General features: G+C 58.5%; 14 protein-coding genes and 1 pseudogene. 9 read left to right on the top strand and 6 right to left on the bottom strand.

The annotated features are described in order from the left end of the window. Window positions 1-168: pseudogene (locus tag AC0ZWN_RS02345) on the top strand (IS4 family transposase); the annotation flags it as partial. A 34-nt stretch (window positions 169-202) separates the two neighbouring features. On the opposite strand, the gene AC0ZWN_RS02340 reads toward AC0ZWN_RS02345, so the two are convergent. From AC0ZWN_RS02340 to AC0ZWN_RS02325, 4 genes are all read right to left on the bottom strand, one after another. After that, window positions 203-475 (bottom strand): hypothetical protein, encoded by a 273-nt coding sequence (locus AC0ZWN_RS02340; protein WP_093437355.1) that lies wholly within the window; start codon window positions 473-475, stop codon window positions 203-205. A 331-nt stretch (window positions 476-806) separates the two neighbouring features. Then, window positions 807-1,487: an SOS response-associated peptidase gene (locus tag AC0ZWN_RS02335; protein ID WP_476333916.1), complete on the bottom strand. Its 681-nt coding sequence runs from the start codon at window positions 1,485-1,487 to the stop codon at window positions 807-809. A gap of 28 nt (window positions 1,488-1,515) precedes the next feature. After that, window positions 1,516-2,358: an ABC transporter permease gene (locus AC0ZWN_RS02330; protein WP_476333915.1), complete on the bottom strand. Its 843-nt coding sequence runs from the start codon at window positions 2,356-2,358 to the stop codon at window positions 1,516-1,518. Between the two features lie 62 nt (window positions 2,359-2,420). After that, on the bottom strand, window positions 2,421-3,401 hold the full coding sequence (locus AC0ZWN_RS02325; RefSeq protein ID WP_476333914.1) for an aliphatic sulfonate ABC transporter substrate-binding protein: 981 nt from the start codon (window positions 3,399-3,401) through the stop codon (window positions 2,421-2,423). Between the two features lie 294 nt (window positions 3,402-3,695). Between AC0ZWN_RS02325 and AC0ZWN_RS02320 the strand changes: the two genes are divergently transcribed. The 3 genes from AC0ZWN_RS02320 to AC0ZWN_RS02310 all read left to right on the top strand — a co-directional run bounded on the left by AC0ZWN_RS02320 (window position 3,696) and on the right by AC0ZWN_RS02310 (window position 6,026). Then, window positions 3,696-4,643, top strand: a complete 948-nt coding sequence (locus AC0ZWN_RS02320) for an ABC transporter substrate-binding protein (protein WP_476333913.1) — start codon at window positions 3,696-3,698, stop codon at window positions 4,641-4,643. A 131-nt stretch (window positions 4,644-4,774) separates the two neighbouring features. After that, window positions 4,775-5,674 carry a polysaccharide deacetylase family protein gene (locus tag AC0ZWN_RS02315; protein WP_476333912.1) on the top strand — a complete coding sequence of 300 codons (900 nt, stop codon included), beginning with the start codon at window positions 4,775-4,777 and terminating at the stop codon, window positions 5,672-5,674. A gap of 109 nt (window positions 5,675-5,783) precedes the next feature. After that, on the top strand, window positions 5,784-6,026 hold the full coding sequence (locus tag AC0ZWN_RS02310; protein WP_476333911.1) for a DUF1652 domain-containing protein: 243 nt from the start codon (window positions 5,784-5,786) through the stop codon (window positions 6,024-6,026). Between the two features lie 4 nt (window positions 6,027-6,030). Here the strand turns inward: AC0ZWN_RS02310 and AC0ZWN_RS02305 are convergent, their stop codons facing one another. Then, the gene (locus AC0ZWN_RS02305; protein ID WP_476333910.1) at window positions 6,031-6,393 is read right to left on the bottom strand and encodes an NUDIX hydrolase; all 363 of its coding nucleotides are present in this window, start codon (window positions 6,391-6,393) and stop codon (window positions 6,031-6,033) included. Window positions 6,394-6,617: 224 nt separating this feature from the next. On the opposite strand from AC0ZWN_RS02305, the gene AC0ZWN_RS02300 reads away from it, so the two are divergent. Beyond that, window positions 6,618-6,815 carry a DUF2188 domain-containing protein gene (locus tag AC0ZWN_RS02300; RefSeq protein WP_099758715.1) on the top strand — a complete coding sequence of 66 codons (198 nt, stop codon included), beginning with the start codon at window positions 6,618-6,620 and terminating at the stop codon, window positions 6,813-6,815. 67 nt (window positions 6,816-6,882) lie between these two features. Here AC0ZWN_RS02300 and AC0ZWN_RS02295 read toward each other — a convergent pair whose 3' ends face one another. Further along, window positions 6,883-7,122, bottom strand: coding sequence for a hypothetical protein (locus AC0ZWN_RS02295; protein WP_007910805.1), 240 nt, complete (start codon window positions 7,120-7,122; stop codon window positions 6,883-6,885). 184 nt (window positions 7,123-7,306) lie between these two features. Here AC0ZWN_RS02295 and AC0ZWN_RS02290 point away from each other — a divergent pair, with 184 nt between their 5' ends. From AC0ZWN_RS02290 to AC0ZWN_RS02275, 4 genes are all read left to right on the top strand, one after another. Beyond that, complete coding sequence (locus AC0ZWN_RS02290; protein WP_099758716.1) at window positions 7,307-7,642, top strand: hypothetical protein; 336 nt, start codon at window positions 7,307-7,309, stop codon at window positions 7,640-7,642. Window positions 7,643-7,975: 333 nt separating this feature from the next. Then, window positions 7,976-8,488, top strand: coding sequence for a formaldehyde-activating enzyme (gene fae, locus AC0ZWN_RS02285; protein ID WP_093437400.1), 513 nt, complete (start codon window positions 7,976-7,978; stop codon window positions 8,486-8,488). A 10-nt stretch (window positions 8,489-8,498) separates the two neighbouring features. Beyond that, window positions 8,499-9,533: an aldo/keto reductase gene (locus AC0ZWN_RS02280; protein ID WP_093437404.1), complete on the top strand. Its 1,035-nt coding sequence runs from the start codon at window positions 8,499-8,501 to the stop codon at window positions 9,531-9,533. Further along, entirely contained in the window at window positions 9,530-10,963 is a 1,434-nt protein-coding gene (locus AC0ZWN_RS02275; protein ID WP_476333909.1) for an NAD-dependent succinate-semialdehyde dehydrogenase, read from the top strand. The genes AC0ZWN_RS02280 and AC0ZWN_RS02275 overlap by 4 nt, the downstream gene beginning before the upstream one ends. The last annotated feature ends 44 nt before the right edge of the window (window positions 10,964-11,007 follow it).

Raw genomic sequence — 11,007 nt, 5'->3', positions numbered from 1 at the left:
ATGGCTGCGGCCAATCCTGTTTCAGCGACGGGTAGACGGTTGGCGGAACTTAGAAAAGGCGTTGGCGGGCTGTTTCTGGATCACCGCCCAAGGCCTTCGAGGCCAAGGACGGTGAAGATCTCAAAAAACCGGTTTCCGGTGGACCGTAAGGCTGCTCCGCTTAAGTGAACAGCATTACGCACATGCGGGGCTTTTTTTGGGTTCAGAGATCGTCCAGCTGCGTGAAATCGGGGTGTGAAGCCCGATATCCCAATGTTCGGTCGATCCATGCATTCAGCTCGTTGACCATCACCGGCGCGTGGCCGGGATACCCTTCGAGGGTGGTGCGCAGGATGCGTTCGATATCGGGAACGGCACGCAGGTTTCGGGTCTTGATGTAGTGGCCGATAAAACAGTCGAGTTCAAAGCGTTCTGTCATGGACAGATAAATACACTCCAGGCCGCTGACCTGTTTGATTGCAAAATCGTCGCGCAACTTATTTCTCTGCAAGGCTTGTAGACGTTATGGGGATTCCTGGTTTGTTGACTCTTTGGTCAACTGGTATACCAATCGGAAAGGCGGCGCGCATGCTAGCCGTAGTGCATCTAAATGTATGTATGACGGTTGAAATGTCAGACAGGCGGTTTGTTCACTCGAACGTGTGTTTTATTTGCAGCGTTTCAAAGATGAAACAGCGTTTGTAACGGCAGTGATTCGCCTTATGAGTCGCTGAAGGTTGCAATAGTTTTATTCTTCTAACGCTGCGGCAAAAGATCGCAGCCTTCGGCAGCTCCTACATTGATAGACGCGTGAAGTCGGCAGATGTTTAAGTCTGCTCAATAATCAAACTGGCCCCCTGATTGCGTGCGTTACCGACCGCTTTGCCGACTTTGTACCACTCGAACACTTCACTGCCTTCACCTTCGAACAACAGCATTTGCTCGGCGCGTTCAACGGGTGTCGCGGGGTCGAGCCATTCGCGCACCAACTCTGCGCGGAACACCACCGGTCGGCGATCGTGGATATCGAGCATGCCGCCGGCGGCATCGGCGGTGATGATCACGAAACCGTCGTCGTCTCGGGCCGCTGTTTCGGCTGTCGGAAATTGGCCAATGGCAGCGCAGAAAACCGCCCCATGATCCGCCCGACGAATCAGCCACGGTTGTCGGGATTTGTCTTCGCTATCAACCCATTCAAACCAGTTGTCCACGGGCACAATCAAGCGATGTCGCCAGATCGCCCGGAAGAACGGTCCGTGGGCGACTTTCTCGACCCGGGCATTAATCGGTGGTGGGCGATCCTTGGCCCAATGCGGGCGCCAGCCCCAGCGCAGATTGTCGGCTTGCAGGTGTTGCTCTTGTTGATGCAGGACGGCCAGCGCGGTGGTCGGCGCCGCGTTATAGCGATCAAGCGGCGCATCGCCAACGTGGTTGATCAACGCGTCGGGAATGCTCAGCACCGCGACTAAGTCGTGAATGCCACGGTACTGCGAGAGTCTTCCGCACATGGGCCGATCTCCGGTTGGAGTTTTCAGCTTAGTCGCTGGCGCTCTGACCGGTGAATGTGTCGCGCCAGTTCAACCAGCGGCGTTCGAGCATGGCGAGCAGGCCGTCGCTGAATTTACCGAGCAAGGCGAGCACGATGATTGCGGCCAGCACGATGTCCGGCCGCGAAGTTTCCCGGCCGTCACTGAGCAGATACCCCAAACCTTTGGTGGCCGCGATCAGTTCCGCCGCCACCAGAAACATCCACGCCAGGCTCATGCCACTGCGTAGCCCGGTGAACAGGCCGGGCAGGGCGGCCGGCAGCAAAATCCGCCTTACCAGTTGCAAGCGGCTAAAGCCGTAGATGCGGCCGACTTCCACCAGTTTGCGGTCAATGTTGCGTATGGCCGCGACGACGTTGACGTACACCGGAAAGAACGCACCAATGGCGATCAAGACGATTTTCGAGGTCTCGTCGATGCCCAGCCACAACAACAGCAGTGGCACCCAGGCCAGGCTCGGGATTGAACGCAACGCGGCGAAAGTCGGTTCCAGATAGGCCTCGGCTTCGCGGCTCAAACCGACCCAGGCGGCAAACACCAGCGCCAGACTGGCGCCAATGGCAAAACCCAGCAGCACGCGAATCAGGCTGGCACCGATGTGTTTCCACAGCGCACCCTCAGCGAGGTCGGTGAGGGTCAGGGCAATCTCGCTCGGTGCCGGCATCTGGTAGGACGGCAGCCACCCGATGCGTACGATAATTTCCAGCGCAACGATGATCAGCAGCGGCAGGGCCAGGCCCTTGCAGCGGCGCTGCCATGCCGGATTTAAACGCGCAGGACGCTGGCGCGGTACGGCAAGTGGCGCGGGCAAGTCTTTGCTGTGAGTGGTCATGGTTTTTGGCTCCGCTCACAACAAATCCGCGACGGGCGCGGATTTGTCCTGAGGCTGATCGGTTACTGGCGGGCGATGGCTTGCTGTACACCGCTGTCGAGCAGTTGATCGATGACTTGATCGACATTCACCCCACGGCGCACCAGTTCCTCGGAGACCAGAATCGGCGCCGCAGCCTTGGAGGCGCTGATGTCCTGTTGGGTCAGTTGCGGGCTGCTCAGGTCGGTGCGCGATAGTTGCAGCTTGGCTACGTCCAGCGGCAAGCCGGACTCCTTGGCGAGGAGGGCGGCGAACTCATCAGGATTTTTCAGCGCCCAGTCGCGGGCCTGTTCGTAGGCTTTGATCACGGTTTCGATAGTCTGCGGATGTTCTTTGGCGTATTGCTCGGTGACGCTGACCACGCCGTAGCTGTTGAACGCGGGGTTGCGGTAGAGCAGGCGCGAGCCGGCCTGAACCTGGCTGGCGGCCATGTGCGGATCAAGTCCGGCCCAGGCGTCGACATCGCCTTTTTCCAGCGCGGTGCGGCCGTCCGGATGTTGCAGGTGAACCAGTTCGACATCGTCTTTTTTCAATCCGGCCTGTTGCAGGCTGCGCAGGGTAAACAGATACGGATCGGTGCCTTTGGTGGCAGCGATCTTTTTGCCCTTCAGGTCAGCGACGGTCTGGTACGGCGAATCCTTGCGTACCACCAGCGCTGTCCATTCGGCGCGGCTGTAGACGTAAACGGATTTGATCGGGCTGCCATTGGCCCGACTCAGCACGGCCGCCAGGCTGGCGCTGGAAGCGAAATCCACGCCGCCACTGTTGAGGTATTCCAGCGAACGGTTGCTGCCTTGGCTCAGTACCCAACTGACTTTGGTTTGCGGCAAGGCCTTTTCGAGGAAGCCGAAGTGCTTGAGCACCAAGCTGACTGGCGAGTAATAGGCGTAGTCGAGATGCACTTCTGCTGGCGCCGTTTCCGCGGCGTGGGCGAGCGGTTGCAGGCTCAGCACCATGGCGCTGGCAGCCAGCAGGGTTTTGAGTCGGGGAAAGAACGATGTCATGGGGGCGCTCCGGCAAAGGCACAGGTTTCTTATGTCCAAAAAGATATTTTTATCGAATGCTTCCTGCATGAATGGAATATTGCAGGCTCTGTGCCATGTGCTTGAAAGCGCCGGTTTATAAGGGTTTTAACGCCAGGTGCAGGATTTCAGCTGTTGCGTGGGAAACAGTGTGGTTCGCAACTGTTGCCAAGCAAACAGCAAGTATCAACCGTGATGAGCTTATGCATTTATCGAATTTCAAAACCGCGAAACAAGAGCGTTATGGTCTATGCAATTACTTTCGCAGGACTCGCCATGAAGCTTTCTCGTTTCCTCCGCAGTGGGTTAATCACTGCATTATTTACCTCGCCGCTTTCCTACGCAGCCGAGCCCTTGGTCCTCCACGTCGGCGATCAGAACTACTACAACATCCGTGCCTCGGTGGAGGCGTCCGGCGTATTGAAAGACGCGCCTTATACCGTCGACTGGAAGCACTTCCAGGCCGCTGCACCCTTGGCGGAAGCCTTGCAAACCGGTTCGCTGGATCTGGGCTTTCTGGGCGATTCCGGTTTTCTGTTTCTGGCTGCCAAGCAGGCGCCGGTGAAGCTGATTGGCGTATCGCGGCAGAATCCGGACACCATCGCGTTACTCGTGCCGAAGGACTCGCCGGTAAAAACCATCGCTGATCTGAAGGGCAAGAAAGTCGCTTATTGGCCTGGCGCCTGGAGTCAGCAGTTGACCTTGCGCGCCCTGGAGCAGGGCGGTCTGCCGGAAAACTACGTCGACTTCGTCAAGCTGATGCCGATCGATGCCGCCGCAGCCCTTCCACAGGGCAGCATCGACGCTTTCCCGGTATGGGAACCGTACATTTCCCAGCAGATCGTATTTTCCGGCGCGCGGCCGATCCTGACCGCAAAAAATCTGATGCCGGGGCTCAGTGCAATCGCGGCATCCACGCCGTCGATTGACAGCAAACGTGCAGCCATCGCGGATTTTCTCGGGCGCTTGAAGCAGGCGCGGGCCTGGGTCGACAGCCACACGGATGAATACGCCGATCTGTGGGCGAAGAAAGCCAATCTCGATCAGCAGGTGTCGCGCCACTGGTTGCGTCAGGCGCACATGACGGTCGGCCCCGTTGACACACAAGCGGCGACGGATTTGCAAAGTACTGCCGACTTCCTGTTCAAAGTGAAAGCGCTGCCGGCCCCGTTGGCCACCGCAGGGATTATCGACACGTCTTTTCAACAGGCATTGGCTCACTGAGCGAGCGCCGGAACCAAACCCTGTGTACCTTATCCAACCTCCGCTCGCAGATCGGGGCGTAAGGATGGATAAGGGCGAGGGAGTTTTGCCAATCGACAACATGACGGCAGCCGCCGTGCTCAAGGCAAAACATGACATCCGGATTCAAACTTCTCTGTGCAGCGCTCATCGTCCTCGGGCTGGCCGGTTGTATCGCCGCCCCGATAGAAATGACCGCGCAAACCGAAACGCGCCTGAAAGCCCAGGCACCGGTGCGCTTCCTGTTGACGTTCGATGACGGCCCCAGCGCATCCAGTTTCTGGAATCCGTCGGCGACGGTGCTCGACAGCCTCAAGGACAATTCGCTGATGCCGAATATCAAAGCGGTGTTCTTCGTGCAGACGCGCGCACCGCGAGCTGGCAACAGTGACATCGGTCGCGGCATCATGCGGCGTGAGTATGAGGAAGGCCACATACTGGCGTTTCACACGGCCACCCACTGGCACACCAATCATCGCTTGCTCGATCCGCAAGAACTCGAAGAATCGCTGACCAACGGCACGGCTGATATCGCTGCCATCACTGGCGCGCCGCCGAAGTTGCTGCGCCCGCCGTTCTGGAATTACGACAAACGTACCTTTGCCGCCTATCAGCAGCACGGCTTGCATGTGTTGCTCACGGATTTAAGTGCCAACGACGGCAAGATCTGGGGCTTCAATGCCAGCCCGAGGCGCCGGGCCAACCTATTGCGGCAGTTATCGGAAGTCCGTGAACGGATTGCCCTCGGCGAGCTGCCGACTGTGGACGGGGTGATTCCGGTGGTGGTGACGTTTCATGATCTCAACCGCTATACCGCGCGGCACACGCGCGACTACCTGCAGATTCTGCTCGATAGCGCCGCCGCCACGGGCGTGAAGCTGGCTGACAAGCCTTTCTACGATGATCACGCTGAACTTGAGAAAGCGGCATTGGCTCGTACGGTGGAAAAAAGCTCGGAGCCGGTAAATTTGCCGGGGATGTGGAACTGGATCTGGGATCACGACGCACACTGAGGGTGAGGTGGATTGTTGTGATCGGGTTGGCATTTTGTATCGGGCAAGCCACAAATGGCTCATCTATGCTCAACGAGTCGACCGACCAACGCCTGCGAGGCGTGCACTCATGCTTGCCATTGACGATATTTGCCGGATTGTCGAATCCGGCTTTCCTGCGTTCAAGTGTGACTGCATTCCGAGTGCGCAGGGACTGCTGCAAATCAAGGTTTATGAGCCCGACAGCGGGCGTGTCGAATTGCTGCTCACTGGCGTTTCCCCGGAACACCTCGTCACGATCCGTGACGTTTCCAACTTCATCGGTGAGTTACGCACCGAAATGAGCGCCGGTCGCCGGGCCTTTGCTGGTTAACGCCTCATAAACGTCGTTGAAACGCTTCAACAATGCGCAATGTCGCCTCACTGGTGTGCAGATTGCGCACTGCGTCCAGCGGATGCCAGATGCAATCAATGATCTCGTTCTGCGGCCGCACTTGCTCGAAGTCCAGCACGGAGACCTCGTAGACATGATGCAGTGTGCTGCCGCTCTGCAATTCCATTAAATACAACACATCGTCGGCGTCCAGGCCGGTTTCTTCTTGCAGTTCACGTACGGCAGCCTGCGCTCGGGTTTCCCCAGGCTCGACCTTGCCGCCGGGCAATGTCCAGCGGCAGCGGGGTTTGCGTACCAGGAGAACGTGGCGATCCTGTTCGCATATAACGGTTGCGCGTACTTTCATCTGTTACCTGTTTATTGCTTGTCACGAAATAGTAATAAAACTGCAATATTTGAGCCGGAGCCAGCAACAAAGGTTTCATTGGCGTTTGGAGCGTTGGCTGCAGCGTAAAGTGCCCGCGCCATGATGGTCGCGGCTTGCGACGCCCGGTCGGCATTTCGGGTGGATCAGGGTGTAAGGTAAAAGCGTGAAGCTGGATCTGACCGTTAGCGAAAATGGAGGTGTCCATGAGCATGCCGATGTTGATCAAGATGCACATGAACGGCTATGACGTGCTTAGCGTGAACAATGGCCCATGGCGGGTTTGCACTCAGGGCGATCGGCTGGCGTCGTTTGGCAGCAGGGAGGAAGCACTGGCCTATGCCGCTGCGTTGCCTGGCTACAAAAAACGCTCGACGCGCGCGCAAAGTCACAAAACCCACTGACAGGCAGGCTGTAACGAAAGAGCCCCGGCATGTGTCGGGGCTTTTGTTTGAGGTAGGTGGGTGGGTCTCAGTGGACCTTGGTCCGGCTGATGGCGCGGGCTTTCACTTCCCGGGCATAGAGTTGCAGCCGTTCTTCATCGCTTTGCAGCACCTCGCAGGATCTCAGCACGCTTTGCGCATCCGCCTCGTTGCCGGATTTGCGCAGTTGTTCGGCGATACGTTTGAGGTCGACCGCCGACCATCTCAAGTCCGATGCAACGCTTTGCAGGTCGCGTTGAAGTTCGTGTTCGTATTCATTGAGCCGCATGATCACCTCCAGAACATTCTCGGTAGAAAAGAGTAGTCGCATTTTTCGTCGATGGGCAAAGCCTGTTCGTCAGCACGCTGAACGGTTGTGAAAAGTTGTGCAGATTGCGCCAAGGGCGCGATGCCACGATGGATGTAGCGCCGCTTACACGCTACATTCACTTTTTTCAGATCAGGAATACACCATGCGGATATGGATCGGGAGTCTGGCGTTGGCCATGTTGGCAGGTTGCTCGTTGCCGGCCTCGCTGGTGCCGGGTGAGCCGAATATCAGCAAGACCAGTACCAAGTCGCCCAAGGACTATGCTGCGTGTTTATTACCGTTGTGGCAGAAGGATGTGGCCAAGACTTCGCAGACATCGATTTCCAACGGCTACCGCATCACGGCGCCAAGCATCATCACGGCGGACGAGATCCTCGACATCGTCAAGTACAAGGATGGCAGCCGGGTTTCGTTGTATCAGGGGCCGCCGTGGGCCAAGTCCGGGTCGTTGCGCCAATCGGTGCGTGACTGCCTGTAACCACGCCTGCAGGCGGTGTGCATCGAGCGCCGGCCATCAATGGCCAATCCGGACGCATCGCCTTCAACCATCCCGCTCACTGAGCGGGTTTTTTTTGCCCGCGAGAAGGGCTATGACTAAAACTCATTGCCCCATGATTTTTAATGGTTACGGCCGGCTCCAGTCCCGGTGTTAAAAAATCGCAAACACAGCTCATCAATAACAACCAGAGAGCGTTTGCAGCCATGCCCCCTTTATCCCGCCGACTCTCCCTCCGCCCGTTATTGAACACGCTCGCTATCAGGTGCGCGTGAGCTATCGAACATCCCTCGTATCGCACAAGAGTAATGACTGATGAAAGAACTCGACCTGTACATCGGTGAAGGTTTCGAAGGCCCGGGCGTGAACGCCGCGCACATCAATATTCTGATCGGCCCGCGCAATGGTCCGGCGGGGCAGGCGTTCGCCAACAGCCTCGCATCGCCTAGCCAGGGCCACTGCCCGTTCATGGTGATCGCGCAACCGAACATCCCGGTCAAACCGATGACCTTGTACGTGAATAAAGCCGCGATCAGCAGCGACCTGCACGGCAACGCCACGTGGGGCGCCTCGCAGGCCGGGATCGCCAAAGCCGTGCTCGAAGCGCTGCTCGACGGCACGCTGCCGCCGGAAGCCGAAGACGAATGGGCAATCGTCACCGCCAATTGGGTCAATCCTGCGTGCGACGACCTCGATGCGGTGTACCTGAACAACTACAACGCCTGCCGCACCGCGATCCGCGCGGCACTGACCGGCAAGCCGGAAACCGCGCAACTGAAAGACGTCGTTGCGCACATCAGCAATCCTTTCTACACGCCAAAAGCCTGAGGTCGACGCCATGCAATACATCCGTTTGGGCAACTCCGGCCTGCAGGTTTCGCGTCTGTGCCTGGGCACCATGAACATGGGCACGCCGGACTGGAAACCGTGGATCTTCAATGAAAAGCAGAGTGAGCCGATCGTCGCGCACGCACTGGACAACGGCGTGAACTTCATTGACCTCGCCGACTTCTATTCCGCCGGTGTCGGCGAAGAGGTGGTGGGTCGCATCGTCAAGCGTCTGGCCCGTCGCGAAGATCTGGTGATCACCACCAAAGTTGGTTACGGCACCCGCAGCGGCATCAACGCCAGCGGCCATTCGCGCAAGCACATCATGGACAGCATCGATGCCTCGCTGAAGCGTCTGGACATGGATTACGTCGACGTCTTCATGCTGCATTACTTCGATGTGAACACCCCGGTCGAAGAAACCATGGGCGCCTTGAATGACATCGTGCGCTCCGGCAAGGCCCGTTACATCGGCGTTTCGACCATGCTCACCGGGCAGCTGGCGAAGATCCTCATGGCCTGCGAGCGCAATGGTTGGGTCAAACCGATCAACATGCAGCTGCAACTGAACTGCGCTTACCGCGAAGAAGAGCGCGAAATGATTCCGTTCTGTCGCGATCAGGGCATCGGCGTATCGGTGTTCAGTCCTTTGGCGCGTGGTCTGTTGACCGGTGACGTGCAGTCGACCCGCAACCAGACCGACTTTTTCACTCAGCAGATGTACAGCGACGAAGCCTCGTTCGAAATCGCCCACTCGGTGCAGCGCGTAGCCCGTGCTCGCGGTGTGTCGAATGCGCAGATCGCCCAGGCTTGGGTGGCGAACCATCCGGGCGTTGATTGCATGCTGGTCGGCGCCGACACCACCGCGCAATTCGACAGCGCATTGGCCGCACTTGAAACCAGGCTCGACGCTGATGAATTGCATGAGCTGGAACGCAATTACACCCCGTGCGACGTGATCAACGATTACACCGCCGGCAAACGCATCCTCCGCTCGGCGCGTCCGGGGCTTGAGCGTTTCACTCTGCAGGGAGCGGTGGCATGAGCGATTTGATCCGTCACGGCAACTTCATCGATGGCCAGTGGGGGCAGGGCGGCGCGACCTATCCGGTGCGCAACCCGGCCAACGGCGAGCTGATCACTGAGGTGCAGAAGGCTGGCGCCGAAGCGACCAGCCTGGCCATCGACGCCGCCCACCGCGCACTGCCGGCGTGGCGCAAATTGACCGCGAAGGAACGCAGTCAATGCCTCAAGCGCTGGAGCGAATTGATGCTCGCCAACCAGAAGGATCTGGCCACGCTGCTCAGTCGTGAACAAGGCAAGCCGCTGGCCGAGGCCATGGGCGAAGTGGTTTACGCGGCGAGTTTTCTTGAGTGGTTCGGCGAGGAAGCCAAGCGGGCCTACGGCGATGTGATCCCGAGCCACAAGGCCGATGCGCGAATCATCGTGGTCAAGGAAGCCATTGGTGTGGTCGCGGCGATCACCCCGTGGAATTTCCCGTTGGCGATGGTCACTCGCAAGGTCGGGCCGGCGCTGGCGGCGGGTTGCACGATGATTCTCAAACCATCGGAAGAGACGCCGCTGTCGGCCTTTGCCTTGGCCGTGTTGGCCGAGCAGGCGGGGATTCCGGCTGGTGTCTTCAACATTGTGTCCGGCGATGCCGTCGCCATCGGTGGCGCGCTGCAGGCTTCGAGCATCGTGCGCAAATTGTCCTTCACCGGCTCTACTCGCACCGGCAAGTTGCTCATGCGTCAGGCCGCCGACACCTTGAAAAAGGTCTCGCTGGAACTGGGTGGCAATGCGCCGTTCATTGTCTTTGACGATGCCGATCTGGATGCCGCAGTCAAAGGCGCAATGGCCTCGAAATTCCGCAACACCGGGCAGACTTGCGTGTGCGTGAATCGCTTCTTTATTCAGGACGGTGTCTACGAAGCCTTCACCGGCAAGCTTGCGGAAGCGGTGGCGGCGATGCGCGTCGGCAGTGCACTGGACGGTGATACCGAACAAGGTCCACTGATCAACAGCGCGGCGCTGGCCAAGGTGGAAAGCCATGTCAGCGATGCCCTGGAGAAGGGCGCGACATTGTTGTGTGGCGGTCGTCGTCACGCCTTGGGCGGCACGTTCTACGAGCCTACCATCCTCACTGAGGTCAACGGCGACATGTTGATTGCCCAGGACGAAACCTTCGGTCCGGTGGCAGCGTGCTTCCGCTTCAAGGACGAGGCCGAAGTGCTGGAACGTGCCAATGACACGCCTTTCGGGTTGTCGGCGTATTTCTACAGCCGCGACATCGGCCGGGTCTGGCGTATGGCTGAAGGCCTGGAGGCGGGCATGGTCGGGATCAACGAAGGGATCATCTCCACGGAAGTGGCACCGTTCGGCGGAATCAAGGAATCGGGCCTCGGCCGCGAAGGTTCGAAGTACGGTCTGGATGACTATCTGGAGATCAAATACCTGTTGATGGGTGGTCTCTGATTCCCCGAAAACAACAATCTTTGTGAGCGCTGAGCCTGCTCGCG

It is taken from the genome of Pseudomonas sp. 3B-A001-10F (assembly GCF_056313565.1).
Note: the sequence above shows the minus strand (reverse complement) of the source record. Positions and strands in the feature narration are given on the sequence as shown.

Excerpts from the sequence above, each read along its gene's own strand:
- AC0ZWN_RS02325 (WP_476333914.1), bottom strand. The coding sequence starts at position 3,401 with ATGACATCGTTCTTTCCCCGACTCAAAACCCTGCTGGCTGCCAGCGCC.
- AC0ZWN_RS02330 (WP_476333915.1), bottom strand. The coding sequence starts at position 2,358 with ATGACCACTCACAGCAAAGACTTGCCCGCGCCACTTGCCGTACCGCGC.
- AC0ZWN_RS02295 (WP_007910805.1), bottom strand. The coding sequence starts at position 7,122 with ATGCGGCTCAATGAATACGAACACGAACTTCAACGCGACCTGCAAAGC.
- AC0ZWN_RS02310 (WP_476333911.1), top strand. The coding sequence starts at position 5,784 with ATGCTTGCCATTGACGATATTTGCCGGATTGTCGAATCCGGCTTTCCT.
- AC0ZWN_RS02335 (WP_476333916.1), bottom strand. The coding sequence starts at position 1,487 with ATGTGCGGAAGACTCTCGCAGTACCGTGGCATTCACGACTTAGTCGCG.
- AC0ZWN_RS02320 (WP_476333913.1), top strand. The coding sequence starts at position 3,696 with ATGAAGCTTTCTCGTTTCCTCCGCAGTGGGTTAATCACTGCATTATTT.
- AC0ZWN_RS02305 (WP_476333910.1), bottom strand. The coding sequence starts at position 6,393 with ATGAAAGTACGCGCAACCGTTATATGCGAACAGGATCGCCACGTTCTC.
- AC0ZWN_RS02300 (WP_099758715.1), top strand. The coding sequence starts at position 6,618 with ATGAGCATGCCGATGTTGATCAAGATGCACATGAACGGCTATGACGTG.
- AC0ZWN_RS02290 (WP_099758716.1), top strand. The coding sequence starts at position 7,307 with ATGCGGATATGGATCGGGAGTCTGGCGTTGGCCATGTTGGCAGGTTGC.
- fae (WP_093437400.1), top strand. The coding sequence starts at position 7,976 with ATGAAAGAACTCGACCTGTACATCGGTGAAGGTTTCGAAGGCCCGGGC.
- AC0ZWN_RS02275 (WP_476333909.1), top strand. The coding sequence starts at position 9,530 with ATGAGCGATTTGATCCGTCACGGCAACTTCATCGATGGCCAGTGGGGG.
- AC0ZWN_RS02315 (WP_476333912.1), top strand. The coding sequence starts at position 4,775 with ATGACATCCGGATTCAAACTTCTCTGTGCAGCGCTCATCGTCCTCGGG.
- AC0ZWN_RS02280 (WP_093437404.1), top strand. The coding sequence starts at position 8,499 with ATGCAATACATCCGTTTGGGCAACTCCGGCCTGCAGGTTTCGCGTCTG.